This is a genomic window from Actinomadura formosensis NBRC 14204 (assembly GCF_001552155.1).
Lineage (GTDB): Bacteria > Actinomycetota > Actinomycetes > Streptosporangiales > Streptosporangiaceae > Spirillospora > Spirillospora formosensis.
Genome location: NZ_BCQQ01000007.1, coordinates 10,812 through 37,657 on the forward strand (window position 1 = coordinate 10,812; position 26,846 = coordinate 37,657).

Below are 26,846 nucleotides of genomic sequence, written 5' to 3' on the forward strand. Positions count from 1 at the left end.
CCGGCCGCCGGGTCCTGCCACCCGCCGTTCAGCCGATGGCGAGGGGAATGCCGGCTCCGATGCCGAGGACGAGCGAACCCCCCGCCGCCGCGTAGGCGATCCACCGTGCCGAAGGAGCGGGACGGCGCTCGCCTCCACCGTCCCGCCGCCGCATCATCGGGACGATCCAGCGCAGGTAGTAGAAGACACTGGCGACCGAGTTGACGGCGGCGGCCACCGCGAGCCATGTGTAGTGACCGTCCAGCGCGGCCCCGAATATCAGCAGTTTGCCCACGAAGACCGCGGTCGGCGGCGTGCCGACGAGACCCAGCAGGCAGACCACCAGGGACACGGCGAGCAGCGGGCTGCGGCGGGCGAGCCCGGTGTAGGCGAGCAGGTCGTCTCGGCCGACGGCGATGACGGCGGCGAAGGCTCCGAGGTTCGTGACGGCGTACCCGGCCAGATAGAACAGCAGCGCCGGCTCGGCCAGGTCGGTCCGTCCCGCCATCGCGATCGGGACCAGCAGGTATCCGGCCTGGCCGATGGTGGAGTAGGCGAGGAGCCGCCGGACGTTGCGCTGCGCGAAGGCCGCGAGGTTGCCCAGCGTCATCGTCGCGGCGGCGATCACCGCGACGAGCAGCGGCCAGTCGTCCCTGCCGGGCGGCAGCGCCTGGACCGCGAAACGGTAGAGGGCGGCGAAGGCTCCGATCTTCGGCACGGTGGTGACGAACGCCGCGACGACCCGGGGCGCCCCCTCGGTGACGTCCGGGACCCAGAAGTGCGCGGGCACGGCGCCCGCTTTGAACATCAGGCCGGCGAGCAGCAGCACCACCCCGACCGCGACCGCGCCGCCCGGTGCCGTTCCCAGCCCGGCGGCGAGCGTTTCGTACGACGTGCCGCGGCCCAGCCCGAACAGCAGCGTGACACCGGCCAGCATGAGAATGCCCAGGAAGGCGCCCATCAGGTAGTACTTGAGCGCCGCCTCGGTGCCCGGCGCGTCCTTCCCGAAGCCCGCCAGAACGTATCCGGGGATGCCGGCCAGCAGATAGGCGGCCACCAGCACGAGGAGATCGGACGCGGCGCCGAGCACGATCGTGCCGAGGGCGGCCAGCATGAGCAGCGTGTGGAACTCGCTTTCCCGGCGATGGCCGCGCAGCGGTCCGGCCGCGAGGCCGATCACCAGCAGGGTCGCCGCCGTCACGACGATCCGCGTCACGTGGGTGAGGGGGTCGAGCATGAACGCGTCGAACGTCGTCAGGTCCGCCCGGCGGGCGGCGAGTCCCGCGGTCACGAGCCCCGCCACCAGGCCGGTCCCGCACAGGACGGCGACGATCCACTGCCGGGTCCGCGGCAGGAACGACCCGGTGAGAAGCCCGGTGACGGCGGTGCCGAGCACGCACAGTTCCGGCAGGAGATCCGCCGGGTTCTCCCGCGTCATCGCGCCACCAGCGCGACGACGGCGGACGAGACCGGCTCGATGACGTCCAGCAGGAACCGGGGCGCGACCCCGATGGCCGCGGACAGCGCGAGCAGCGGCGCCACCGCGGCGAGTTCGCTGCGCCGCACGTCGGTGACCTGGGAGGTGAGTTCCCCGGGCGGCCCCAGGACGGCGCGGTGCAGCAGACGCAGGAACAGCGCCGCCGTGATCAGGATGCCGGGGATCGCCAGCGCGCCGGCCACGACGAGCCCGGGGCCACCGCCGCCGATCACCCCGGTGAAGATCTGGAACTCGGCGATGAAACCGGAAAGACCCGGCAGGCCGAGCGAGGCGAACGCGCCGAGCGCGACGAGCCCGGAGAAGACCGGGGCGGCCCGGGCGAGGCCGCCGAACCGTCCCATGTCGTAGCCGTGCGCCCTGTCGTAGAGCACGCCGGACAGCAGGAAGAGCGCACCGGTGATCAGCCCGTGGCTCACCATCTGGGTGACGGCGCCGGTCACCGCGAGCCGCCGGGCGGCCTGCTCGCCCGCGGCCCCGGCGGCGCCGAGCGCCAGGACGATGTATCCCATGTGGTTCACCGAGGTGTAGGCGATCAGCCGTTTGAGGTCCTCTTGGGCGAACGCGACCAGCGCCCCGTAAAGGACGCTGACCAGCCCCAGGATGATGATCGCCCAGGCGTACCGGCGCCAGGCGTCCGGCAGCATCGGCATCGCGATGCGGATGAGGCCGTAGGTGCCCATCTTCAGCAGGATCCCGGCCAGGATCGCCGACCCGGCGGCGGGCGCGTCGGTGTGCGCGGGCGGCAGCCAGGTGTGGAACGGCACGGCCGGCGTCTTGATGGCCAGCCCGAGGCCGATGGCCAGCAGGACGAGCCCCGCGAGCCCCGGGGACCCGGCCAGCGCCGGGGTCCGGGTCAGCTCGACCATGTCGAAGGTGTGCGGCTCGGCGCCGAGGTAGAGGCCGATGAAGCCCAGCAGCAGGGCCAGCGACCCCAGGAAGGTGTACAGGAAGAACTTCAGCGCCGACCGTGTCCGGTCGCCGTGCCCCCACCCCGCGATGACGAAGTACATGCCGACGATGGACAGGTCGAAGAAGACGAAGAACAGCAGCAGGTCCAGGGCCGCGAACAGGCCCGAGGACACCGTCTGGAGGAACAGGAAGAGCACCGCGAAGGCCCGCACCTGCGGGGGCCGGCGCAGCGAGTAGATCGCGCAGACCAGGAACAGCAGTGCGGTGAGCGCCAGCAGCGGCAGCGACAGCCCGTCGACGCCGATGTGGTAGGCGGCGCGGACCGACGGGATCCAGCGCACCTTCTCCTCGTAGGAGATGCCGCCGCCGTTCCCGTGTCCGATCCACAGGGCGATGACCAGGGCGAGATCGGCGGCGCACGCGACGATCCAGGTCCAGACCACCGTGCGGGCGCCGGGGGCCGGAACGGCGCAGAGACCGAGCGCGGCGGCGAGCGGGAGGAAGATCACCAGGGAGAGCACGTTCACCTGACCAGCAGGACGATGAGGATGAGCACGGCGAGCAGGACGGCGGCCTGCGCGTAGTAGGTGTGCACCTGCCCGGTCTGCGGGCGGCGGGCCGCCGCGCCGAGCCACCGGGCTCCCCTGCCGACCGCGTCGACGAGGCCGTCCACCCTGACCTCCACCCGGTGGTCGGCGAGCGCCGCGGCGCGCCGTCCGGTGGCGGCGGCGACCCGTACCCCGCCGTCGATGACCCGGTCGTCGAACCGGGCGAGCGCCTGGGCGAGCGCGAACACCGGACGCGCGACGAGCGTGCGGGCGAGCCGTTCGAGATGGAGCCAGTGCAGGGCGGGCGCCGTCCACGCCGCTCGCGCCCGGACGCCGCGGCGCACGAACGTCCATGTCACGGCGAGGACCACGAGCGCCAGTGCGCCGGAGACGGCGAGTTCGGCGGGGCTCGCGGCCGGTTCTCCCCCGGCGCCGAGGAGGTCCCGCCACGCGCCGTCCACCGGCGGCAGCGCGAGGACCCCGAGAACCGCCGCCCCCAGGGCGAGCACGGGCAGCGGGAGCCTTTCGAGCGGGCCGAGGCGCCGCGTCCCGTGCCGCCCGGTGGCCCCGCGGGCCGCGGCGCCGGTCGGACGGGTCACGGCGATGAGCGCCCGGCCCGCGTAGCCCGCCGACAGCAGTCCCGCGGCGAGCCCCACCGCGTACAGCGCCGGGGAGTCCGCCAGGGCCGCGGCGAGCACGGCGTCCTTGGTGGCCCACAGCGACAGCGGCGGCACGGCGGCGAGGGCGAGCGCGCCGATGCCGAACGTGACGCCGACCAGGCGGTACCGGCGCGCCGCGCCGTGCAGTTCGCCGAGGTCCTTGGTGCCGAGGGCCGACAGCCACGTGCCCGCCGCGAGGAACAGCAGGCTCTTCACCGCGGCGTGCGCGACGAGTTGGGCGGTGCCGCCCGCGACCGCACCGGCTCCGGCGGCGAGCACCATGAAACCGATCTGCGCGCACGTCGAGGCCGCCAGCAGTTGCTTCAGATCCCGCTGGGCCAGCGCCACCGCGCCCAGCAGCAGCGCGGTGAGAGCACCCGCCCACGCCACCAGCGTCGCCGCCCAGCCGGTCGCGGTCAGCAGCGGCCCCAGGCGCAGCAGCAGGTAGGCCCCGGCGGCCACCATGGTGGCCGAGTGCAGCAGCGCCGAGACGGGACTCGGGCCGTCCATCGCCCGGGAGAGCCAGAAGGAGAACGGAAGCTGCGCCGACTTGCCCAGCGCGGCCAGGACGGCGCCGGCCGCGATGAGGTCCGGCCAGTGCCCGCGCCCGGCCGCCAGGCCGGCCAGGTCCAGCGAGCCCGTCCCGGCCAGGGCGGCGCCGGCGGCGAAGTAGAGGCCGAGGTCGGCGGCGCGGGTGGTGAGGAAGGAGACGTCCGCGGATCCGACCCGGCCGGGGTCGCGCCACCAGAAGCCGATGAGCGCGTACGACATCGCGCCCATGACCTCCCAGCCCATCAGCAGGACGGCCAGGTCGGTCGCGGTGACCGTCACCAGCATGGCCCCGGTGAACACCAGCATCAGGCCGAAGAAGCGCGCCCGCGACTCGTCCGCGCCGAACTCGCCCGCGGCGAACACGACGACGGCCAGGCTCACCGCGGCGACCGTCACGATGAGGGCCGCGGACAGCCCGTCCACCGCCAGCCCGGCGGGCAGCCGGCCGAACAGCGGGAACCGCACCGCCGGACGGGCCAGCGCGGCGGCGACGGCGAGGCCGAGCGTGGCGGCCAGGGCCAGCACGGCGGCGGCGGGAGCCGCGGGGTCGAGGCGGCGGCGCCCGACCGTGAAACGCCCGGTGAGCAGGAGCGCCCCGGTGGTGAGCGGTACCGCCGGGAGGAGCCGGCCGAGAAGGTTCATCCCCTCAGGTCCCCGGCTTCGTCGGTGACGTCCACGTCCCGGCTGCGGAACAGCGCGGTCACCACGGCGAACCCCATCGCCATTTCCAGCGCCATGACCGTGACGGCCACGAGCACCAGGACCTGGCCGTCCGCCGTCCCGGGCGCGATGTGGAACCAGAACGCGGCGCCGGCCACCAGGATCCCGTTGATCATGAGTTCGAGGCCCATCATCACCATCACGATCGACTGCTGGGAGAGCGCCCCGTACAGGCCGACCGCGAACAGTGCCGCGGCGAGCAGCAGGAAGACCTGGAGGTTCATGCCGCACCGCCGTCGCGGCCCGGGGGCCGGTCGTAGCGTCCCCGGTCGGTGGCGAGCACCACCGAGCCGATCATCGTGGCCAGGATGGCGATGCCGATCACCATCATCACCAGCATCTTCGGGCCCATGATCGCCTCGCCGAGGGAGAAGGCCGGATCGTGCGGCACCGCGCCCCGGCGGTGCGGCCACGGCGTCAGCAGGACGCCGGCCGCCATCGCCGCGAAGACCGCGATCGAGATCGTGAGGGCGGCGCGCCGGTTGTGCACCATCGTCATCGGCATGAGCCCGCCGGGGTTCATCATGTACATGATCATGAAGACCGCCATGACCAGCATCTCCATGATCATCATCAGCACGACCAGGACGCCGAGATAGTTCAGGTCGAGCAGCAGCAGCTCGCCCCCGACGCACAGGAACGAGGCCAGCAGGGCGAAGGTGGCCCGCGCCATGGAGTCCACGACGAAGACGGCCACCCCGAAACCGACCGCCGCCACCGCCAGGACCCAGAACACGACCGTCTGCATCCCACCTCCTCAGTCCAGGACCACGACGCCGACGACCAGCGCCTGTAGCAACGCGGCCGGAATCAGGACCGCCCAGGCCGCCGTCATGAAGCGGTCCATCCTGATCACCGGCCACCGCCCGCGAAGCCAGACCAGCAAGGCCAGCACCGCGACCGTCTTGATCAGCGTCCAGGCCCATCCGGGAAGCCACGGCCCCGCGCCCCCGCCGAGGAACAGCGGCACGGCGGCCGCCGCCGCGACGGCCACCAGGGCGAGCCTGCCCGCGAAGAAGAGCAGCCGGTCCGGGCCGGACAGTTCCGCCGCCGCCCCGCCCCCCAGGTCGTCCGCCACCGGGTGCTCCATCGGCCCCCAGAAGGCCATCGCGAGCGCGGACAGCAGGTAGACGGCGAAGGCGACCGGCATCCAGACCGCGAACCACACCTCGTCCTGCGCGGCGGCGATCGCGCCGAAGTCGAGCGAGCCCGCGCCGAGGGACGCGGTGATGAGAGCGAACATGTGCGGCAGTTCGTACGCCAGCCCCTGGGCGAGGAAGCGATAGCCGCCGACCAGCGGGAACGCCGAGTTGGCCCCCCACCCAGCCAGCCAGAGGGAGGCCCATGCCACGACCTCCATGGCGTTGAACCACACCACGCTCACCGGCAGGTTCCACACCCTGCTCCCGCCGGGACCGCCGTCGAGCGGGATCACCGCCGCGGCCAGCAGAGCCGCCACCGGAAGGCTGATCACGCCGATCCGCACGAGCGGGACGTCGGAGGCGAGTGTCCTCCTCCGCTGCCGCAGGAGAAGCAGGACGCTCTCGCGCAGCGGGGCGGCGGGCCCGTCGCCCGTGCGGAACGCGGCGTCCATCACCGCGGCGGAGTACGCCAGTCCCGCCAGGACCAGCGGAAGCGCCACCGCCGCCCCTACCGGGGCCCCGTCACTCACCGGGCGCCTCCGCCGGTTCGGCGAGCCGATCGAGGTCCGGGTCCAGGCCGGCGACGATCAGCCGCGCCGCCGCGAGTTCCGCCCCGCCCAGCAACTCCGGCAGGACGTCCAGGACGGGCGCGGCGGCCCGGGAGCCGACCGGGCCGCGCGGACCGCCGGTCCCTTCCAGCGGCGCGGTGGAGTCCGCCCGCGCGAGGGCCGCCCCGGTGTCGTCCAGCCACCCGCTCAGGCGGTCGAAGACATCTCCGAGGTGGCGGGCCTCCGGGCCGGCCAGTCCATGCCGGTCGGCCATCGCCCGGTCGATGCCCCCCACATCGCGAAGCATCCAGCGGAGCGTCCTCGACTGCCGGGTGCGCCTCGCGAACCCGGCGAACCGGACGGCGAGCACCTTCGCGGACCTGGCGGCCAGGACGTCGTCGCGCAGGCCACGCGCCCGGTCGGCGGCGTTCTCCCAGCCCGCGACCGCCAGCAACCGTCCCACGCTGTCGAGATGGGACGCCGCGCGGCGCCGTTCCGCCTCGCCCTCCGGCACCCGCTCTCCCGCGGCGGCACGCAGCCACGGCTCGTCCCAGAAGGAGGCTCCACCGCCTCGTCCTCGCGCGACACCGGCCTCGGCGTCCTGGACGATGTCGCCCTGCAGTGTCAGCCGGAGGACGAGGCCGGCGGGCCAGTCCTTGAGCGCCGGGCCGAGGGGGACATGCAGCACATCGAGTTTCAGGCCGTCCCGGTCGTCGGCGCGTCCGGCCATGGCCAGCCCCATCGGGGGCTCCATGCCGTGCTCGTGGCCCCCGTGCCCGTGCCCTGACATGTGGTCGTGCTCACCGTCCCCGCCCGGAGCCCACGGCCCCTCCCGCGACCGGGCCGCGGCGGCCGCCCACTGCGCCGGCACGTCGGCCAGTTCCCGGGCCGCCCGGTCCAGCGCGGCGGCGACCTCCTCGGCCGATGCCGTCTCCTCCAGCCGGACGAGAGCCCGCGGAGCCGGGATGCCGCTCCAGACGGTGTCCACCGCCGTCCCGAGTTCGGGGCCGGGCGTGCCGCACACGACCAGGGTCGTCGCCGCCGCGGGGGAGGCGACCGGCCGTCCGCGCCGGCGCCGCAGTTCCGCCTCCAGGAGCAGCCGGGTCCGCGTCGCACCCGGCACCGTGACGACGAAGACGTGCGGGCACGCGGTGGCGAACCGGACGAGCCGTTCCCTCAGACCCAACGGAACGCCCCCTCACGCCATGCGTAGACGACGCCGGCCATGAGGAGCGCGAGGAACAGGAACATCTCGATGACGGCCTTCGCACCCACCGAGGTGACGACCAGCGCCCACGGGTACATGAAGATCATTTCCATGTCGAAGGCGAGGAAGACCATCGTCACGGCGTACCAGCGCACGTGGTAGCGCGACAGCGCGTGCTCCTGGGGCCGCGCCCCGGACAGGAACGGGCCGACGCCGGCCTCACCCGGCGGCGCGAAGGCGAACGACAGGGCGTAGACGGCCACGATCAGCGCGGCCGGCGGACCGATGAGAGCGAGTACAGCCACGTACGCATGCATCCCGCCCTACCCGAGGACGAAACTCCTACACTCTGTAGGAGATCGCGCTGCGCGGCGCTCCCCTGCCGACCGGGTGACCGCGTCCAGAGCAGAGGCTCGGCGGCAGAACCGAACAGGTGTGTGACACTCGCGGCGGTTGTGGCGCTCTTTGATCAAGGGGACTTTCCGTGAATCCTGCCGTGAATGGAGAAGAGCTTTGAAGCGCACGTTGATGGGGGCGTCGGTGGCCGCGGTGGCGGTGGCGGGGACGGTGACCTGGACGGTCTCCGCCAACTCGACCGCGACGACGGCGTCGGCCGCGCGGCCGGCACCGGGCCGGGTCCAGGCACGTGCTCTTCAGGAGCTTCCCGGGGCCGCCTCCGGAGGCAAGAAGATCGAGGGGCTGCCCGCCACGAAGACCGAGCCGTTCAGCCTTGTCGGCATCACCTGGGACAAGCCCCGGGAGGAGCTTCGGGGAACCGTCCGGCTCCGCACGCGGGACGCCGGGACCGGCCGGTGGTCGGGGTGGCGCGCCCTGGAGCCGGAACTCGCCGACGCCCCCGACCGGGGCGGGCGCGGCGGCACGAACGGGCTGTGGGTCGGTCCGTCCGACGGTGTCGAGGTGCGCGTGACCGGGCAGGGCCGCACCCTGCCCGACGGCCTGCGCGTCGACCTGATCGACCCGGGCAAGGGGACCGCGTCGCCCAAGCCGCGGGCGGCCGGCCCGGACGCGGGCGCGAGGATGCGGCTGATCGCGGCGAGCACGCCCCTCGCCGGGCCCGTCACCGCGCCGAAGCCGGACATCGTGCCGCGCGCCGGATGGGGCGCGGACGAGTCCCTCGTCACGGAGCCGCCGACCTACGACACCTCCGTCAAGGCCGCGTTCGTCCACCACACCGACACGGGCAACAACTACACCTGCGCCGACTCGCCCTCGGTGGTCCGCTCGGTGTTCCTGTACCACGTGAAGAGCCACGGCTGGGCCGACATCGGCTACAACTTCCTGGTCGACAAGTGCGGCACCATCTTCGAGGGACGGGCCGGCGGCGCCGACCGCCCCGTCCACGGCGCCCACACCTACGGGTTCAACACCGACACCACCGGGATCGCCGTCCTCGGCACCTACACCGCCGCCAACGACCCGAACGTGCCCGGTGTGGCGCCCACGAAGGCCGGCCTCGACGGCGTCGCGAAGATCGGCGCCTGGAAGCTGGGGCTGACCGGCGTCGACCCGACGGCGAAGACGCTCCTGACCTCGTACGCCCCCGACGGGACGGGCGGCAAGTACCCCTACGGGCAGCAGGTCGAGTTCAACACGATCTCCGGTCACCGCGACGGGTTCGCGACCGCGTGCCCCGGCGATCAGCTCTACAGCGCGCTTCCCACCATCCGGACCGCCGCCAAGCAGCTCACCGTCCCGGCCCTGACCGCCACCGTGACCGGGGCCAAGGCCGCCGGCGGGGCCTACTACACCACGAGCACGGCCACCCTGAACTGGACGCCGGCCGAGGGCGCCACCTACACCGTCAGCGTGGACGGCGCGACGGCCGCGACGCCCCCCGCCGGGGCGACGTCCGCCACGGTGACCCTCGCCCCCGGCACGCACAGTGTCCAGTTGCACGCCGGCTTCGCCGACGGGACCACCTCCGCCTCCCCCGTCTTCACGATCGTCGCGGACACGACCCGCCCCGTCATCTCCTCCCAGGCGCTGTACCTGCGCAAGGCAACGGTCAACAGCACCGCGTTCCCCGTCTGGCTCACCTGGAAGGCCGGCGACAACACGCTGCTCAGCTCGCTGAAGGCCACGTCCCCGTACGCCAAGACGTTCGCCCCGACCACGACGAGCTGGGCCACGTCCGCCAAGCCGCTCTCGACCCAGTCGTGGTCGCTGACCGCCGCGGACGCCGCGGGCAACACCACGACCAGCGCCATCAGCCGCTACGCCGGCGGCGTCAGCGAGGGCTCCGCGTACCGCACCGGCACCTGGAAGCTCAGCACCACCAAGTACTACCTGGGCGGACGCGGCCTCTACAGCGGTTACCGGGGCGCGAGCGCGAGCTGGACGTTCACCGGCCGCACCGCCGGCCTGATCTTCAAGCGCGCGTCCAACCTCGGCGCCGTGTACGTCTACGTGGACGGCACCAAGGTCGGCACCCTGGACACCCGGGCCTCGTCCACCGCCTACCGCCAGCTCATGTGGACGCGCTCCTGGAGCACCAGCGGCAAGCACACCATCAAGATCGTGGTCGCGGGCACCTCCGGCCGTCCCACGGTCGGCATCGACGGCCTGCTCTACCTCCGCTGACACCCGCGTGCGGCGGAGGGCCGCCGGTGGATCGCCCGGCGGCCCTCCGCCGGGCGATCCACCACGTGCAAGGCCCGACATAGCCGGGCGATGTACGGGCAGTAGTGGTTGGTGGTATCGGCGCGGACCCGCCGGTCATGGGGGCGGGTGACCACCGTCCTGACGAGCCGGCTCGGCGGGAGGCGGCTCGGCGGGGCGCGGCAGACTCGCGTGGTGGTGCTGCTGGCGTGCGTGCTCGCGCTGAACACGGCCGACACCGGGGTGGTCGGGGCGATCGTCCAGGAGCTGCGGCATTCGCTGCACATCGACAACACGCAGGTCGGGATACTCACGGCGGCACCGGCGGCGGTCGGGGCGGTCGCGACGGTTCCGGTGGGGCAGCTGACGGACCGGATGCCGCGGGTTCCGCTGCTGGCGGGCAGCATCATGCTGTGGAGCCTCGCCATGATCGTCGGCGGGCTGGCGCAGTCGTATGTGTGGCTGCTGTCGTCCAGGGTGGCGCTGGGGGCGGTGACGGCGACGGCGGGGCCCACGGTCGCGTCGCTGATCGGTGACCTGTTCCCGCCCGAGGAGCGGGCCGGGACGTGGGGGCGGATCCTGGCCGGTGAGCTGGCCGGGCTGGGGTTCGGGCTGCTCGCGGGCGGGAACATCGCGGCGTTCCTGAACTGGCGGGTCGCGTTCTGGTTCGTCGCGGTGCTGGGGTTCGCGCTGGCCGCGTTGCTGTGGAAGATGCTGCCGGAGCCGGAGCGGGGCGCGCAGAGAGCGGAGGCGGGACGGGGCGGGAAGGAACCGGCACAGCGGCAGGTGGAGAAGTCGCATGTGACGCCCGCTCCGAGGAGCGTCCTGGACGCCGATCCCGAGACCATGACGCTGCGGCAGGCCGCCCGGTACGTCCTGCGGATCCGCACCAACGTGGTCATCATCGCGGCGTCGGCGATCGGCTACTTCTTCTTCGCGGGGCTGCGCACGTTCGCACTGGTCTTCGTCCAGGAACGGTACTCGGCCGGCCAGGGCGAACTGTCGGCGTTCATCCCGGTCGTCGGGCTGGCCGCGCTCACCGGGGTGCTCCTCGGCGGACGGCTGGCCGACGGGCTCGTCCGCAAGGGCGTGCTCACCGCGCGGGTCACGGTGCCGGGGGCGGCGTTCGCCGCGTCGGCGCTGCTCTTCCTGCCCGGCCTGCTGACCGGCCGGGCACTGATCGCACTGCCGCTGTTCACGCTGGCGTCGGCGCTGCTCGCCGCCGCGAACCCGCCGCTGGACGCGGTGCGGCTGGACATCGTCCACTTCCGGCTGTGGGGCCGCGCCGAGGCGATCCGGACGATCGTGCGCATGCTCGGAGAGGCGGCGGCGCCCGTGCTGTTCGGCTGGCTGTCCACGCTGCTGGCGTCCGGCAGCCGGACCGGGACCGGCCTGGACCGGGCGTTCCTGCTGGCACTGATCCCCCTGCTGGTCAACGGGGTGCTGCTGACCAGGACCCGGCACGCCTACCCGAGGGACGTGGCGGCCGCCCTGGAGTCCGAGCGCCGCTACCCCTGACGGCCGGGGGTCAGTCCTGCTCGGACGGGTTGTTCAGGATGCGGTAGCGGTCGAGGACGCGTTCCAGTTCGCGCCGTTCGCGCTTGGTCGGCCGGCCCGCGCCGCGGTCGCGCCGGCCGACCGGGACGAGCGCCTCGCGCGGCGGCGGGGGCGGGCTCTTGTCGATCAGGCATTCCTGCGCGGCGGGCGCGCCGACCCGCTTGCGGACGATCTTCTGCACGACGACGATCCGTTCCCGTCCGTCATGGCGGAGCCGCACCGTGTCGCCCGGCTTCACCGCGGTGGACGGCTTGGCACGCTCGTCGTTCACGCGGACATGGCCCGCCCGGCACGCCGTCGTCGCCATCGAACGGGTCTTCAGCAGCCGCACGGACCAGATCCACAGATCGACCCGCACGGACCCCTCGTCGCCCATGCGTCCATGATGTCACCTGAACGCCGGTGCCCGGTGAGAGCTGACCCAGACGCCGGCGCGTTCCCGCTGCTCGTAGAGCCAGCCGGCGCGGGCGTCGCGGTCGCCCGCACGTCCTCGGCCGCGACAGGGCCGGGGCATGCGGACGCCCGGGGCGGCCGGCGGGTGAGGCAACCGCCCCGGGTGTCCGCTCTCCGGTGTGGCGTGTGGTCAGGCGCGCTCCGTGCGTCCGGTCTCCGGCTCGGCTCCGGTCCGCGGCTCGGCCTTCGCGCCCTCCTCGCGGGTGACCTCGATGCGCTCCCTGCGGAGTTCACCGCGCACCGTCTGCTGGTCCTGCACCTGCTCGGTGCGGACGTGGACGCGCTCGACGGGGACGGTCTCCTTGATGACGACCGGACGCTCCTCGTAGAGGATGATCTCGTGGACGTCCTCGGAGATGGTGATCTTCGGGTCCGGCCGGCCGCCCTCGATGGGCTCGCGGTCGACCTTGATCTCCTCGTGCGAGACCGGGATCGTCTGCTCGACCATCTCGGTCTCCACGTACTTGCGCACCCGGACGCGGCCGGACTCGTGCCGCTCGGTGTCGATGCGCATCCGCTCCTCCGAGCGGGTGATCTCGGTCATCGGGGCCTCGGCGTCCTCGCGCGCCGGCTGCGGCGGCGTGGTCTGCCCGCGCCCCCTCTTGCCGGGACGGACGGCCATCCCGGCGGGACCCGCCGCCCCGGCCGCGGCGGCGGGGCCCGCCGTTCCGGTGGTGCCGGCGGCGCTCTCGGTGCTCGTGGCGTCCGCGGTGCCGGTCCCGCCCGCCGAGGTCTCGCCCTCCCCGGCCGGCCCGCGTTCGCCGGCCGTCTCGGACCGGCTTTTCTCCTGGCGGCGCCCGCCCGGGGGACGCACGCCGTAGTGGCGGTAGAGGTCCACGATCTGTGCGTGTGACAGGTGCTCGTCCGCGTTGACGTTCGGAGCGCCCTTGATGGTCTCCTTGTCGTAGGGGACCTGGAGCGTGTCCCGGCTCTTGTGCGCCCCGGCCAGCGGGACGAAGCTCTCCCGCACTCCGAACCATCCGGTGTGCACGGTCACCCACTCCGGGGCGCCGGAGTCGTCGTTGAGGTAGACCTGCTTGATCGTGCCGACCTTGGCCCCGCGGGTGTCGGTCACGCTCATGCCCATGAGTTCCCGCACCTCTGTCTGCGCCTGCACGTTGAGCACCTCTGCTTCCGTGAACGCTGCCGGATGGCGAGAAGGTGGGTTGGGAGGAGGGTTCGCCGCACCCACCACTCGGCAACGGTGTTCAATTTGATCCCGAGTTGCCGGATTACCTCCTGCTTTTCCGTACAAGGATTCAATAAACGCGTTTACGCGATTATTGGAAACGATTTACCCGCCCCTTGCATCACTCTCCGGGGCGCTCGTCCCCATTTTCTTCACAAATGCCGGCCGGGGCGTTCATCAACGAATGACGCATCCGCTCGCCAGGTGATCGTCTCAGCGGCACCCTTGAGGGCGGGACCGTGAGGCCCCGCCCTCAAGGAGTTCACCGGCCGGACGTTCATCCGGATGACGGGCCGTGCCCCGTCGATGGCCGTCGGCACAATTGGCCGCCATCGCGTCAGGAATGGGTTCTGTCCGGTTCCATGGCTTCGTTCAGGCGGCCGGTGGGTGTGCGCATGGGCCGGGTCCGGCGGATTATGTGGTGGGCGATGCGGCGGGCGGCGAAGTCGGCGCCGTGGACGAAGCGCATCACCGGCCCGAAGGTGTGGGCGGCGGCCAGGCCGGCGAAGTAGAGGCCGGACGAGGAGGACTCGAAGTCGCGGGTGAGGACCGGCGCGCCCACGCGGGTGCTCACGCGGGCGCGCAGGTCCGCCGCGAGCAGGTCGAGACGGGCCACATCCGGGACGTAGCCGGTGGCGGCGATGACGTGTTCGGCCTCGGTGACCACGCGGCGGCCGGTGCGGTCGACCGTGGTGAGGGCTATGGCGTCGCCATCTTCGATGGCCTTCACCAGGTGGTGCCCCGTGGAGACGCGGACGCGGTCGTCCAGGCGGCTGCGGAGCCACCAGGCGCCGGCGGGCGGAAGGGTCTCGCGGACGATCCGGCGGCGGGTCTCCTCCGGCAGGTGGCGGACGATGCCGGGACGCTCCGCCCACAGCCACGTCCGGTAGCCGGTGCCCAGGCCGGAGCGCGGACCGCCGAGGAGCCGTTTACGCAGGGGACGCCGCTCTTTGGGGACGACGTTCCAGTCGATTTCGGCCCTGCGGGCGATGAGGTGCGGGTGCGCGCCCGCGTCGGCGAGGAGCACGGCCGTTTCGAGGGCGGACTGGCCGGCGCCGAGCACGGCGACCTCCTTGCCCGCGAAGACGGTGAGGTCCCGGTGGGCGCTGCTGTGCGAGACGAGCGAGGACGGCATGCCCGCCAGCTCGCCCGGGACGTGGGCGAACGGCCCGACGCCGACGGCGACGACGACGGTCCGGGTCGCGATGGTCTCCCCGGTGGAGAGGGTGACCACGTAGCCGCTCGGGCGGGCCCGCTCGACGGTCACGACCTGTGCGTCATCGGTCGCCGGGACGGTCTCGGCGGCGAACCAGCGGCCGTACTCGACGAAGGTGTCCAGCGGGATCGGCTGCCCGAGGCGCCAGCCGGGATGGCGGTCGGTGAACCGCATCCCCGGCTGCGGCGATCCCAGGCTGGACGCGAACGGCTCGGACTTCAGGAACATGCCCACGGGCATGTTGGCATCCCAGAACCGCATCGGCTCGCCGATGATCCGGACGTCGATTCCGAAGGTGTTCAGGTAGGCGGCGGTGGACAGGCCGTAGGGCCCGGCACCGGCGATCACGACATCGCTGGCCGAGTCGCTCATGTCTCATTCCCCCGTGGTGAGTGTGGTTGTCATCTGGTGCGGAGTCGCTCGACCGCGCGGAGCACGCTCCGCCGCCCCATCGCGAGGAAGGGCGGCAGGTCGTCCCCGGCGTACCAAGCGAATTCGTCGGCCTCGCGCAGCGGGCGGAGCGTTCCCGCGCGCAGCGGCCGTCTGGCCGACTGCTGGAGGTAGTGGTTCTCCACCAGCAGGGTCCGGCCGAACGCCGGGCGCGCGTCCGGCACGCGGCGGCCGGACTGGTCGAGGTGCAGGACGCGCGCCAGGTCGAGCCCGTCGCGGTCGGTGAACAGCCGGAACTGCGCGCCGAGCCGCGGGTTGAAGTCGAGCAGGTGGTAGGCGCCGTCCGCGTCGAGCCGGAAGTCGAGGTCGAGGACGCCGCGGTAGCCGAGCAGCCGGACGATCCGGACCGCGAGCCGTTCCAGTTCGGGGTTCGCGACCCACTTCCCGATGACCGTGTGCCCGGCCTGCGGCGGGTGCGCGAGGTGCTTGCGGCCGGTCCCGCCGAACAGGTAGCCGAGGTCGGCGTCGAAGTAGCCGTGGAAGAACCAGTCGCCGCCGCCCGGCGGGATGCGGCGCTGCAGCAGCAGCGGGCCGGCGTCGCCGTCCGGGACGCCGTCCGGGTCGCGGGTGGCGGCGAACAGCCGGTGCAGTTCGTCGGGCGTCCGGACGAACGTGGTGCTGCGCATCCCGCGGCGGAGCCGCCAGGGCCGCGCCCACTTGGCGATCAGCGGCAGGCCGAGCTCCTCGGCGGCCTTGTCGACCTCGGCGGCGGACGTCGGCGTCCGGCTCGGCGGGCACACGATGCCGTGCTCCTCGCACGCGTCCCGCAGCAGGGACTTGTCGGCCACCCGGCGCGGGACGTCCGGGTCCTGCCGGGGGAAGACGAAGTGGGGCCGCAGCGCGCCGGCGTGCTCGGCGATGAAGATCGCCCCGGCGTCGTCCATCGGGACGAGCAGGGCGGGGCGGCCGATGCGCTCGCCGATCGCCCGCAGCCGGCCCGCCAGTTCGGCCGGTTGCCCGGCGGGCGGCGCCCACGGGTGCCCGCGGTACAGGTAGCGGGAGCGGGACGCGGGGTTGGCGCGCCCCTCCATGATCGCGTGGACGGGTACTCCGGCGCGGCCGAGGCTCCTGATCGCCGCGAGCGTCCCGTGGTGGAAGAGGTTGCGATCGGTGCGCAGCAGCAGGGCGGGCAGGCCGGGATCGAGGCGCGTCCCGGCCGGGGTCAGGGTAGTGGAGGCCACGGGTTCACCCGCATTCCCAAGGATTGTGGCGCACGAAAACCTTCCTAACGTAAATTCTGTACTCGCTTCGTCCATACGGCTTTTTCGCAACGGACGTCCCAGGGCATACAATACGCATGCGAGGTGCGGAGATCCATTCCATTGGACGGTCATTCGAAACCCGAAAGAAAAAGCTGTTTCGATTCCGTCCGATATCCCCTGTTCCGGCCGCATTCACCGTGCTGGTCCTGCTGGTGGCGTTCACGGCGGCCATCTGGACGCGCTCCCCATCGGTCCAACGAGCTTCGACATATGTGCCGTTGGGGGCGTTTCTGGGGTCGGGAGAGGAGGGGGTGGCCCGGATCGGCGCGTTCCAGCGCTGGCTCGGCTCCACGGTGACGGTCGGCCACACCTACCTGCCCGGCGACGACTGGAGCGGGATCCGGGGACCGCGGGACATGCTCGTGCCGTGGGCGCGCTGGAAGGCGGCCGACCCGCGAAGACTGCTGGTCCTCAACGTCCCGATGATGGCGCCGAACGAGACGCCGATCCCGGTGCCGGCGCTGTCCTCGCTGCTGCGCGGCGGCGCGGCGGGCGCGTTCGACGGCGACTACCGCACGCTGTCGCGGCGCCTGGTGTCCCTCGGCGCGGGTGACACGATCATCGTCCTCGGCTGGGAGATGAACGGGGACGTCTACGGCGGCCGGTGCGCGCCGAATCCCGGCGCGTGGAAGGCGTACTGGCGGCGGATCGTCACCGTCATGCGCTCGGTGCCGGGCGCGCGTTACCGTTTCGATTTCGCGCCGAGCCGGGGGCTGGACGTGATCCCGTGGACGGAGTGCTATCCGGGTGACGACGTCGTCGACATCATCGGGACCGACAGCTACGACCAGCCCGAGGGCAAGTCGTTCGCGGATTTCGTGGACGAGCCGTACGGGCTGCGCGCGCAGGCCGATTTCGCCGCCGCGCACGGCAAGCCGATCTCGTTTCCGGAATGGGGTCTGTTCCGCAATTCCGACAACCCCGATTTTGTGCGGGGAATGCACGACTGGATGATGTCGCACCATGTCGTGTACCAGACGGTCACCGACTACTGCCCGCACGGCGTCTGGTCGTGCGGCGCGAACCCGCGGTCGTCCGCCGCCTACCAGGAGCTGTTCGGCGGGGTGACGGCGCCGCGGCCGATGAGCGGGCCGTACCCGCCGGGGCCGTCCCCGGCGGGTACGAGAGCGGCGTGGGCGAGCCCGCCGGCCACCGTCCGCGAGCCGGCCGGGACCTCCTCGGCCGCGCGTCCGGCCACCTCGCGGGTGACGGCCGCGAGCAGCGCCACCGTCCCGGACACGTCGTAGTCGGCCGCCGCCGCGGCGGCCGCGCGTCCCTCCCGCTCGGCGATGCCGGGGCAGCGGAGCCGCGTGGCGATCTCCTCGGCGAGCGCGGCGGGATCCTCGACCGGCACCAGCGCCCCGAGCCCCGGCCGGACGATCTCCGAGATGCCGGGAACGTCCGTCCCGACGATGGGGCGCCCCATCGCGAGCGCCTCCAGCGCGGTCAGCGGCAGCCCCTCCCACCGGGACGGCAGGACGAGGAGGTTGGACGCCGCGAGCCAGTCGCGCGGGTCCGCCACCGCCGGGACGAACCGGACACCGGGCACCCGTTCGCGCCGCAGCCGCTCCAGGTCCTCGCCGTCCCCGACGATCGCGAGCAGCGCCGAAGGGCACCGCGCGGTGACGGCCGGCCACGCCGCGAGCAGCACGTCCTGCGCCTTCTGCCGGGTCAGCCGCCCGATGCAGACGGCGAGCGGAACGTCGGCGGCCAGTTCGAGCCGGGCGCGCGCGGCGAGCCGGGCGGTGCCGTCGGCGGGCGTGAACCTGCGGCGGTCCACGCCGTTGCGGACGAGCCGGTAGGCGCCCTGCACGTCCGCCGCCATGCCCTCGCTCAACTCGCCCGCGCCGACGCAGATCAGCGCGTCGCTCCAGCGCGCGGCGAGCCGTTCCCAGCGGCGGCTGAGGGCCTCCTGCCGTCCGGTGGCGGCGAGCCAGGACCAGCCGTGCGGCTGGAACAGCGTGGGCGTGCCGCGCGGGCGACGCAGCAGCCGCCCGGCCAGGCCCGCCTTCGCCGAGTGCAGGTGCACGACGTCGGGGGCGAACGTGCGGACCAGGCGGCGGAGGCTGAGCGACTCCGGCAGGGTCGCGAGGCCGGGGGCGCGGCCGGCGGCCCAGCTCAGCCAGGGCACGCCCGCGGCCATGCACCGCTCGGGCAGATCGCCGCCCGGCGGGCAGGCCACCGCCACGTCCCAGCCGCGCCGGCGCTGGTCACCGGCCGCCTGCCCGACGTAGACGGCGACGCCGCCGCCGTTCGGCTGGCTGACGTGCAGGACGCGCAGCGCCCCCGGCTCAGCCATGCTCCACCTCCCCGGGGTGCCGCCGGACCGCCAGATACCCCCGGGTGCGGGCGAGGCCGGCGAACGCCGCCGCCGACGCGGACCGACCGAGGATGAGCCGCTGGTTCCGCACGACGTCGGGCCGCCACTTGTACTTGTACGGCTCGTCGCCGCGCAGCAGGCTGACGCCGAGGCGGTAGTAGTCCCGCGCGAGCGCGAGGTCCTCGCGCAGCATCATGAGCGAGACGTCCACGCAGGCGCGCAGTTCCGGGACCGCCCCGTACAGGTAGGCGCCGACGTGGCGGTGGCCGATGAGCACGAGGTCGGCGGCGACGAGCCGGCCGTCCCACCGGTACTGCAGGACGGCGGCGCGCCCGTCGCGGACCATCCCGCTCACCGCCTCGGCCAGGTGCCGGCGGAACCGCTCGCGCCTGTGCTCGGGGTTGATCGGGCGGCCCTGCCACTGGAGCGTGTGCAGGTCGAGCAGCTTGTGGACGGCCTCCGCCGCGCCCTCCGCCGGGGCACGTTCCACGGTGATGCCGCGAACGTCGATCTTGCGGAGTTTCGCGCGCGTCTTCCCGGCGGTGCGGCGCGGCAGCCGGCCGAGGACGTCGTCGATCCCGGTGGCGGTCAGTTCGAGGCACACCGACGACGGCGTCTGCCATGTCCGGCGCGGCCACTGCGCGGCGACCAGGTGCGCCACCGACCCGGGCCGGACCTCGCGCAGGTCGATCGCGCATCCTCCGCACTCCTCCAGCAGGGCCCGGGTGAGGTGCCGGACGGCCCCGTCCGCGTATGCGGGGTCGAGGAGGAAGTCGGTGAAGTCGCTCTGCTCCCCGCCCAGCGGAACCAGCACCGGGAACCCGTAGCAGGTGCCCGCCATCAGCGGCGCCGCCGCGACGAGCCGCCCCCGGTACCGGACGAGGACGAGCCGGAGCCGCCCGCGCCCGCCGTAGCAGCCCCACCAGGAGCTCAGCCACTCGTGCGTCTGGAACGGCGTCGCGGCCGGGCTGCGGTCGTACAGGTCGCGCAGTTCGCCGGCGACCCCGGCGAGCGCCTGCTCCTCCCGGTGAACCTCGGCCGACCATTCGGCGGCCGGGGCGGCGAGCCGGACGGACGTGAGCGCGGTCATGGCCTCACCTCCACCCGATCGACGCGCTCCAGCGCGGGTTGCGGCTCCGGCGCGGGTTCCGGTACGGGCGCGTGGCCGGCGGCGTCGCGGCCGGGCGTGCCGCCGCGGCCCCGGCGGCCGCTCACGAGGGCGGCGCCGAGCCCGGCGAGCAGGATCCCGGACGCGGTCCCGACGGCGACGTCCAGCACCAGGTTCGGCGACGACGGCGTGGCGGGCGGCTCGGCGAGGTTCATCAGCGCGACGCGGACGCCGGTGTCGGGGCGGCGCGCCGTCCCGTACTGGACGAGCGCGTCGGCGGCGGCGTTGGCGTACGCGGCGGCGTCGGCGGGCGTCCGGGCGCTGCCGGTGATCCGGATCAGCGGCGTGTCCGGCGAGGTGGACGCCTGGACGTGCTTGCGGATGGCGCCGGCCGGGGTCCTCGGCAGCGGGAGCGAGGAGTATTCGAGGGTCTCCGGCAGCGGAGCGAGCCGCCCGAACACCTGCGCGAAGCTGACCGCCGCCGGGCCCGACTGGTCGCTGCCGCCGTTCACGACGAGGACGTACGCGGTCGCGGTGTAGGTGGCGGGCGCGAGCAGGGTGTATCCGAGCCCGCCGAGGGACCCGGTGAGGACCAGCACGACGACCAGGCCGAACCGCCACAGGAACGTGATCAGCGACCTGCGCGGGCGCCGGACGTTGGCATCACCTTGCGGCATCATGAGCCCTTTCTCATATCGGGACGACCTCGCGGACGGACGGTTCGGGCAGGTAGAGGCGGGCGAGTTCGGCTGCCTGCGCGGCGATGGCGTAGCGGGCGACCGCGGGCGGCACCCGCGTCCTGTCCCGCTCCTCGCGCAGGGCTCGGTCGAGTTCCGCGCTCCAGCTCCGGACGTCGCCCGGCAGCCGGCGCGCGTCCGGGGCCGCGCCGGGCGGGAGGTCGTCGAGGGCGGGGCAGGTCGTGTAGCGGACGGGCAGCCCGGCGGCGAGCGCCTCCAGCACGCCGAGCCCGAACGTCTCCTGCACCGACGGCGCGGCGAGCACGTCCATCGCGGCGAGCACGCCCGGCACGTCCGACGTCCCCCCGGTGAAGATCGCCGAGACGCCGAGGCGGTGCGCCAGCCGTTCGAGCGCGTCCCGCATCGGCCCGTCCCCCGCCAGCAGCAGCCGGACGCCGTCCAGCCGCGCGACCGCCTCGATCAGCAGGTCGAACCGCTTGGTCGGGACGAGCCGCCCGACGGCCCCGACGACGCGTTCGGCGGGTTCGATGCCGAGCCGCCGCCGGGTCTTCGCCCGCCGCCCGGCGTCGAACGCGAACGCGGCGGCGTCGATGCCGTTCGGGATCACCACGATCCGGCCGGGTTTCACGCCCCAGTCGCACAGCCGGCCGGCGACGGTCGGTGACACCGCGACGGTCGTGGACCCGAGCCGCTCCGTCGCCCGGTAGAGCGCCCGGACGCCGCGCGTCGTGGGCCGTCCCTCGATGTGCCCGTCGCCGAGCGAGTGCTCGGTGGCGATGACGCGGGCCGTCCCCGCCAGGCGGGCGGCGATCCGGCCGTACACGCACGCCCGGTACAGGTGGGTGTGGACGACGTCGAACCGTCCGCGCCGGATCAGCCGGACGAGCCGGGGCAGCGCCGCGAGGTCCCGGTTTCCGCGCATCCCGATCTCGTGGACGGGGACGCCCGCCAGGCGGATCTCGGCGCCCAGCACGCCGGTCCGGGTGAGCGTCGCGACCTCGCACGCCACCGGCAGATGGCGGAGCAGCAGCGCGAGCTGCCGTTCGGCGCCGCCGTGCTCCAGCCCGGTGATGACGTGCAGGACCCGGGTCACACCCGGCTCCGGTGGCGCAGCACGTGCCGCAGGAGCTTGGCGTGCAGCCGCGGGGAGCCGTCCCGGTCGCCGACGTACGTCCGGGGCAGCGCGTGCCGCGACGGCTCTGCGGGACGGATGTCGCACGCGTGCTCGTATCCGGCGGCGCGCACCGCCTCGATCTCGCGGGCGGTGGCATGGCCGTAGGGGTAGGCGAAGCCGGTGACCGGCGCGTCGACGATGCTCTCCAGGACGGCGCGGCTCTCCTCCAGTTCCTCACGGAGCTCGGTGGCGTCCGTCTCGGGGAGGGACACGTGGTGGCGGCCGTGCGAGGCGATCTCCATGCCCGCGCCCGCGACGGTCCGGAGCTGGTCGGCCGTCATGAGCGGTTTGCGCGGGCCCTCGTCCCAGGTGTTGTAGGTGCCGATCCGCCCGGACACGACGTACACGGTCGCGCCGAACCCGTACCGCAGCAGCGCGGGGACGGCCCGGGTCGCGAAGTCGGCGTAGCCGTCGTCGAAGGTGAGGCCGACGAGGCCGCGGGCCCGGCCGGCGGCGTGCGCGTCCAGCAGCTCGCCCATGCCGACGCCGCGCAGGCCGTGCGCCCGCAGCCAGCCGAGCTGGCGCTCGAACCGCGCCGGCGACACGGTCACCAGGTGCGGATCCTCCTCATAGTGGTCGACCGAGTGGTACATCAGCACCAGCGGCACCGGCCGGATCGGCTCCGCGGGCCGGATCGGTTCGGTCAGACGGGTGGGTTCGGTCGGCTGGCTCACTGGTATCCCCCGATTCGGTCCGGTCGCGCACGCTGCGGCGCGGCCGCAAAGCCATCCATGGAGCAATGAGGTCGGGTCCCGCCAGGACGAGCAGGACCACGAACACGGCGGTGGTCACGAGCCCACCCGCCGCGAGGTGGACGATCAGCGGCGTCCCGGCGGCGACGCGCACGACGAGCAGGCCCGCCATGCAGGCCCCGGCCGTGGCGAGCACCAGCCGGGACATGTCGGCGGCGATCCGGCGCAGCGAGATCGGCGCGATCCCGCGCCGCAGCCCGATCAGCATCAGGACGGCGGCGAGCGTGATCCCGGCGGCGTTGGCGGCGGCGAGCGCGAGCGTCCCGGCCACCGCGGCGAACACGCCCCCGACCGCGGCGGTGACGGCGAGGCCCACGCCGATCATCCAGGCGGGACGCCAGGTCGGCCGCCGCTGCGCGAAGAACGCGCGGGTCGCCAGCCCGACCGCGGTCTGCCCCCACAGGCCGAGCGCGTAGACGCGCATGATGGACGCGGTGCTCGCCGTGTCCGCGGACGTGAACTCGCCGTGCTCGAACAGCAGCCTGATCACGGCGGGCGCGAACGCGATGAGGAACGCCGCCGCGACCAGCACTATCGTGCTCGCGGTCACGAGGTCCTCCCGGATGCGGCGGGCGACCTGCCCGGTGTCGCCGTCCGCCGAGGCCCGCGCGAGCCTGGGGAACGTCACGGTCACGATCAGCAGCGACATGATCATCGGGACCTGCGCGACCTTCTGCGCGTAGTTCAGGTGCGAGATCGACCCGGTGGCCAGTTCGGAGCCGATGAACCGCTCGACGAACACCTGCGCCTGCCGCGTGACCGTGTAGACGACGACGGGCGCGACGGCCGCGAGCCCCAGCCGCACGTCGATCGGGCCGGCCGGGGCGGGCGCGGCGCGCAGGCAGCGTCCGAACGCCGGGGCCTGGACGGCGACCATCAGGACGCTGCCGCAGGCGACGCCGACCGCCGCGCTGGTGATGCCGATGGTGCCGGACAGGCCCGCGATCAGCGCGAGGATGCCGATGTTGTAGGCGAGGTAGATGGCCGCGGGCGGGCCGAACCTGTGGTGGGCGCGCAGGGTCGCGCTCATGAACCCGGCGAGGCCGAACGTGACGACGGTGATCGCCGTCAGCCGCACGCACTGGATGGCCGGGCCGTGCCGGGGCAGGCCGGGCGCCAGGACGTCCACCACCACCGGCGCGGCGACCGCGAGCGTGAGCGTGACGGCGGCGAGGCCGAGCACCATGCGCGGCAGCGTCGAGCCGACGAGCGGGCGCAGGCCGTCCCCCCGGGCGAGGAGCCGGGTGATGACGGGGACCATGAGCAGCGCCATCGCGTCCTCGATGAGCAGCGGCGACACGGTCTCGGGGATCGTCCAGGCGACGAGGAACGCGTCGGTGCTGCCGCTCGCGCCGAACTGGTGCGCCATCACGAGGTCGCGCACGAACCCGAGCGCGGTGCCGGCGGTGATGAGCACGCCCGACAGCGCGGCGGCGCGTCCCACCGAGTCCGTCCCGCCGGTCATTCCCGCACCGTCCCGAACGCGCGCGCGCCGATGGCGCCCATGACGATGGCGGTGAGCACGCACGTCGGCCCGCCCATGTCCGCGTACACGAAGTTGACGAGCAGGAACGTCAGGAGCCCGACGCCGGCGAGCCACAGCGGGTCGCGGGGGCGGCGGCGCCTCCACAGCCCGGCGAGCAGCACGCCGAACAGCGCGCCGAACCCGGCGAGGCCCACCACGCCCTGCTCGGACAGGAACAGCAGGTATTCGTTGTGCGGCGACAGCAGCGGTTGCCGCACGTACCCGTTGACGGAGTCGTCGGTCTCGCTGCCGGACGACAGCCCGATCGAGGCGTAGGTGTCGCGGTAGGCCGGGAAGTTCTTCACGCCGACGCCGGTGACGGGGTGGTCCTCCCAGATCCGCAGGGCGGCGGCCCACAGGTTGTACCGGTCGTCCACCGACTGATCGGGCTGGCTGATCGAGGCCACCATCGAACTGGACCGCTCGGCGACCGCCTGCCCGCCGCCACCGACGGTGACCACCACGACCAGCAGCGCGGCGCAGCAGGCCAGCACCTTCACCGCCGTCCACCGGTCGAAGAGCACCATGGTGAGGACGGCGGCGGCACCGAGCGCGATCCACGTCCCCCGGCTCAGCGCGAGCGCGAGCGCGACGGCCAGCACGACGAGGCCGATCAGCGCGGCCGGGACGGCGGCGGCCCCGCGGCGGGGCGCGGTCAGCGCGAACGCGGTCAGGATGAGGAACGCGAAGCCGACCACGATCGACATCGCCATGACGTCGAGGGCGCCGAACGTGCCGACGGCCCTGATGTTCTCCCCGCCTATCGACGCGCCGTTGCCGGTGGCCGACTGCCAGATTCCGTACCCGGCCTCCGCGAGCCCGAGCCCGAGCAGCGACGAGCAGACGATCGTGAGGTCGCGGCGGTCCCGGACGAGCAGGACGACGGCCAGCGGCACCAGCACGAAGATCTGCGTGTTCCGGACGAACCCCGCCAGGCTGGCGGTGATGTCCGCCGAGCACACGGTGCTGATCCCGAGCCCGACCACCAGCGGCCCGAACGCGGGCAGTGCCGCACGCGGCATCTGCACCCGCCCGGTGACCAGCAGGAACGCGGCGACCAGCACGAGCGCGAGGCCCGCGACGTCCCCGGCCGTGATCTGAACGCCGGGCCCGAACGCGTCCGGACCCGGCGGGATCCCGACGGTCGCCACCGTCACCGCGATCAGCCAGCTCGGACGCCGCGGCACCCGCATCGCCGCTAAGGGCGCGGTGTGGGCGGTCATCCGGCGTCCCGGAGGAGCATCGTCCGCGCGGTCAGCAGCAGGATCTTCAGATCGCCGGCGAACGTCCAGTGGTCGATGTAGTGGTTGTCGAGCCGGGCCCGCAGCTCGATCGAGGTGTCGCCGCGGAACCCGTTGATCTGCGCCCAGCCCGTCATCCCGACCGGGGCGCGGTGCCGCAGCATGTAGCCGGGGCACGTGCGGGCGAACTGCTCCACGAAGTGGGGGCGTTCCGGACGCGGGCCGACGAGGCTCATGTCACCGCGGACCACGTTCCACAGTTGCGGAAGCTCGTCCAGCGACGTGTTCCGCAGGAACCGGCCGATCCGGCCCATCCGCTCGTCGTTCTTGACCGTCCAGCGGGTGTCGGCCTCCTGCTCGTCCGCCGGTTTCAGCGTCCGGAACTTCAGCAGCACGAACTCCCTGCCGCCGAGCCCGATCCGGCGCTGCCGGAACAGCACGCCCGGCCCGCCCTCGATCCGCACCGCGAGCGCGCACACGGCCAGCACCGGCGAGGCGAAGATCAGCAGCAGGCACGCCACCACGAAGTCGAGCGTCCGCTTCGCGTGGCGGGCGGCGGGGTCGCGGAGCCGCCAGTCGACCCGCGCGCACGGCAGCCCGGCGAGGTACTCGCGCCGCGCCCGCGCCACCGGCACCACGTCCGACGGCGGCTGGACGAGCAGCGTCTCGCACGGCAGCTCGAACGAAACGCGCAGCACCCCGTCCAGGTGCTCGGGGTGGACGTCCTCGGCGACCACCACCAGCGTGTCGATCCCGTATTTGCGCACCAGCGCGGGCAGGTCGGGCGTCTCGCCGAGGACCGGCGCCGCCGCGGGACGTCCCGCCGCCACCTGCCCGACCACCGACAGCCCGAACTCACCGCGGTCCCGCAGGACGTCGAGCATGTGCGCGGACGTCCCGCCCGTCCCGACGACGAGCGCCCGGCGCGGCCGGGTGCGGCGGCACCGGTACGTCCGGACGGCGGCGTACACGAAGGCGCGGAAGCCGAGCGACATCGACGCGGACACGGCCACCGCCCACAGCAGCGCCGCCACCGGATGCGGCAGCAGCACCGCCGTGACCGCGGCGACGGCGAGCGTCCGGGCGAAGATCGCCGGCACGTCGGTGAGCAGCGACGGGCTGCGGCGCGTCCGGTACAGCCCCCCCGACGCGTTGAGCACGACGACGGCCAAGGCCGCGGCGCCCGGGAGCATGGCGTCTCCCGACATGGAGACGCCGACGGCCATCGCCCAGCCGTCCACCGCGGCGAGGCACACCGCGTACAGGCGGGCCAGCCTCCGCGTGCCCGCCGTGACCCGGCGATGCGAGACGAGAACGGCGGCACCGCCGCCCCCCGGCACGAACTCCGAAGGGCCGGCATCGGCGGAGGGACTCAGCTCCTGGGCTCTCATCGCGCGTCCCTTCACGGACAAGTACTCACCACTGAGGTGACCTGACGTGGGCCGTGTCGGGCGGCCTCGGCCAGCATCGCAACAGGCGGACACCCGAATCGCTGCTTTTAACCGCCCCCACCGCAGTCT

Annotated in this window: 22 protein-coding genes and 1 pseudogene; 3 read left to right on the plus strand and 20 right to left on the minus strand. The window is 73.5% G+C overall.

All coding sequences use genetic code 11. The features are described from left to right. Nucleotides 1-28: 28 nt before the first annotated feature. Genes AF1_RS02800 through AF1_RS02835 form a run of 8 tightly spaced genes read right to left on the minus strand, consistent with a single transcriptional unit; the run spans nucleotide 29 to nucleotide 8,067 of the window. Nucleotides 29-1,417, minus strand: a complete 1,389-nt coding sequence (locus AF1_RS02800) for an NADH-quinone oxidoreductase subunit N (RefSeq protein ID WP_067793391.1) — start codon at nucleotides 1,415-1,417, stop codon at nucleotides 29-31. Further along, on the minus strand, nucleotides 1,414-2,913 hold the full coding sequence (locus AF1_RS02805) for a complex I subunit 4 family protein (protein ID WP_242608655.1): 1,500 nt from the start codon (nucleotides 2,911-2,913) through the stop codon (nucleotides 1,414-1,416). Before AF1_RS02805 ends, AF1_RS02800 begins: the two co-directional genes overlap by 4 nt. After that, a complete protein-coding gene (locus tag AF1_RS02810; protein ID WP_067793395.1) occupies nucleotides 2,910-4,787 on the minus strand; it encodes a proton-conducting transporter transmembrane domain-containing protein in 1,878 nt (625 codons plus the stop codon). Before AF1_RS02810 ends, AF1_RS02805 begins: the two co-directional genes overlap by 4 nt. Then, entirely contained in the window at nucleotides 4,784-5,089 is a 306-nt protein-coding gene (nuoK, locus tag AF1_RS02815) for an NADH-quinone oxidoreductase subunit NuoK (RefSeq protein ID WP_067793397.1), read from the minus strand. The genes AF1_RS02810 and nuoK overlap by 4 nt, the downstream gene beginning before the upstream one ends. Continuing rightward, nucleotides 5,086-5,613, minus strand: coding sequence for an NADH-quinone oxidoreductase subunit J (locus AF1_RS02820; RefSeq protein ID WP_067793399.1), 528 nt, complete (start codon nucleotides 5,611-5,613; stop codon nucleotides 5,086-5,088). The genes nuoK and AF1_RS02820 overlap by 4 nt, the downstream gene beginning before the upstream one ends. Nucleotides 5,614-5,622: 9 nt before the next feature. Continuing rightward, nucleotides 5,623-6,507 carry a complex I subunit 1 family protein gene (locus tag AF1_RS02825; protein WP_242608656.1) on the minus strand — a complete coding sequence of 295 codons (885 nt, stop codon included), beginning with the start codon at nucleotides 6,505-6,507 and terminating at the stop codon, nucleotides 5,623-5,625. 22 nt (nucleotides 6,508-6,529) lie between these two features. Next, entirely contained in the window at nucleotides 6,530-7,741 is a 1,212-nt protein-coding gene (locus AF1_RS02830) for a hypothetical protein (RefSeq protein WP_067793403.1), read from the minus strand. Beyond that, nucleotides 7,732-8,067 carry an NADH-quinone oxidoreductase subunit A gene (locus AF1_RS02835; protein WP_242608657.1) on the minus strand — a complete coding sequence of 112 codons (336 nt, stop codon included), beginning with the start codon at nucleotides 8,065-8,067 and terminating at the stop codon, nucleotides 7,732-7,734. The genes AF1_RS02830 and AF1_RS02835 overlap by 10 nt, the downstream gene beginning before the upstream one ends. A 208-nt stretch (nucleotides 8,068-8,275) precedes the next feature. On the opposite strand from AF1_RS02835, the gene AF1_RS02840 reads away from it, so the two are divergent. Both AF1_RS02840 and AF1_RS02845 read left to right on the plus strand, forming a co-directional pair. Next, nucleotides 8,276-10,363, plus strand: coding sequence for a peptidoglycan recognition protein family protein (locus AF1_RS02840; RefSeq protein WP_207393970.1), 2,088 nt, complete (start codon nucleotides 8,276-8,278; stop codon nucleotides 10,361-10,363). A gap of 147 nt (nucleotides 10,364-10,510) precedes the next feature. After that, nucleotides 10,511-11,899: an MFS transporter gene (locus AF1_RS02845; RefSeq protein WP_067793408.1), complete on the plus strand. Its 1,389-nt coding sequence runs from the start codon at nucleotides 10,511-10,513 to the stop codon at nucleotides 11,897-11,899. Between the two features lie 10 nt (nucleotides 11,900-11,909). On the opposite strand, the gene AF1_RS02850 is transcribed toward AF1_RS02845, so the two are convergent. From AF1_RS02850 to AF1_RS02865, 4 genes are all read right to left on the minus strand, one after another. Beyond that, nucleotides 11,910-12,314, minus strand: coding sequence for an RNA-binding S4 domain-containing protein (locus AF1_RS02850; protein WP_067793410.1), 405 nt, complete (start codon nucleotides 12,312-12,314; stop codon nucleotides 11,910-11,912). Nucleotides 12,315-12,521: 207 nt separating this feature from the next. Continuing rightward, nucleotides 12,522-13,508 carry a PRC and DUF2382 domain-containing protein gene (locus AF1_RS02855; RefSeq protein WP_242608658.1) on the minus strand — a complete coding sequence of 329 codons (987 nt, stop codon included), beginning with the start codon at nucleotides 13,506-13,508 and terminating at the stop codon, nucleotides 12,522-12,524. A gap of 409 nt (nucleotides 13,509-13,917) precedes the next feature. Beyond that, nucleotides 13,918-15,168, minus strand: coding sequence for an NAD(P)-binding domain-containing protein (locus AF1_RS02860; RefSeq protein WP_067793412.1), 1,251 nt, complete (start codon nucleotides 15,166-15,168; stop codon nucleotides 13,918-13,920). A 29-nt stretch (nucleotides 15,169-15,197) separates the two neighbouring features. After that, nucleotides 15,198-16,427, minus strand: a complete 1,230-nt coding sequence (locus AF1_RS02865; protein ID WP_242608659.1) for a carboxylate--amine ligase — start codon at nucleotides 16,425-16,427, stop codon at nucleotides 15,198-15,200. 659 nt (nucleotides 16,428-17,086) lie between these two features. On the opposite strand from AF1_RS02865, the pseudogene AF1_RS36120 reads away from it, so the two are divergent. Further along, nucleotides 17,087-17,263 (plus strand): annotated as a pseudogene (locus AF1_RS36120) (glycosyl hydrolase family 26); the annotation flags it as partial. A 287-nt stretch (nucleotides 17,264-17,550) separates the two neighbouring features. Here AF1_RS36120 and AF1_RS02870 read toward each other — a convergent pair. Genes AF1_RS02870 through AF1_RS02905 form a run of 8 tightly spaced genes read right to left on the minus strand, consistent with a single transcriptional unit; the run spans nucleotide 17,551 to nucleotide 26,717 of the window. Beyond that, on the minus strand, nucleotides 17,551-18,807 hold the full coding sequence (locus AF1_RS02870; protein ID WP_067793413.1) for a glycosyltransferase: 1,257 nt from the start codon (nucleotides 18,805-18,807) through the stop codon (nucleotides 17,551-17,553). Further along, nucleotides 18,800-19,918 (minus strand): GNAT family N-acetyltransferase, encoded by a 1,119-nt coding sequence (locus AF1_RS02875; RefSeq protein WP_067793414.1) that lies wholly within the window; start codon nucleotides 19,916-19,918, stop codon nucleotides 18,800-18,802. Before AF1_RS02875 ends, AF1_RS02870 begins: the two co-directional genes overlap by 8 nt. Next, nucleotides 19,915-20,613, minus strand: a complete 699-nt coding sequence (locus AF1_RS02880) for a YveK family protein (RefSeq protein ID WP_131732437.1) — start codon at nucleotides 20,611-20,613, stop codon at nucleotides 19,915-19,917. The genes AF1_RS02875 and AF1_RS02880 overlap by 4 nt, the downstream gene beginning before the upstream one ends. A 13-nt stretch (nucleotides 20,614-20,626) precedes the next feature. Continuing rightward, nucleotides 20,627-21,727: a glycosyltransferase gene (locus AF1_RS02885; RefSeq protein WP_067793416.1), complete on the minus strand. Its 1,101-nt coding sequence runs from the start codon at nucleotides 21,725-21,727 to the stop codon at nucleotides 20,627-20,629. Continuing rightward, nucleotides 21,724-22,416 carry a polysaccharide deacetylase family protein gene (locus AF1_RS02890; protein ID WP_242608660.1) on the minus strand — a complete coding sequence of 231 codons (693 nt, stop codon included), beginning with the start codon at nucleotides 22,414-22,416 and terminating at the stop codon, nucleotides 21,724-21,726. Before AF1_RS02890 ends, AF1_RS02885 begins: the two co-directional genes overlap by 4 nt. Continuing rightward, a complete protein-coding gene (gene murJ, locus AF1_RS02895) occupies nucleotides 22,376-24,025 on the minus strand; it encodes a murein biosynthesis integral membrane protein MurJ (protein ID WP_067793417.1) in 1,650 nt (549 codons plus the stop codon). The genes AF1_RS02890 and murJ overlap by 41 nt, the downstream gene beginning before the upstream one ends. After that, nucleotides 24,022-25,308 (minus strand): O-antigen ligase family protein, encoded by a 1,287-nt coding sequence (locus tag AF1_RS02900; protein WP_084262387.1) that lies wholly within the window; start codon nucleotides 25,306-25,308, stop codon nucleotides 24,022-24,024. The genes murJ and AF1_RS02900 overlap by 4 nt, the downstream gene beginning before the upstream one ends. After that, complete coding sequence (locus tag AF1_RS02905; protein WP_131732438.1) at nucleotides 25,305-26,717, minus strand: sugar transferase; 1,413 nt, start codon at nucleotides 26,715-26,717, stop codon at nucleotides 25,305-25,307. Before AF1_RS02905 ends, AF1_RS02900 begins: the two co-directional genes overlap by 4 nt. Nucleotides 26,718-26,846 lie beyond the last annotated feature (129 nt).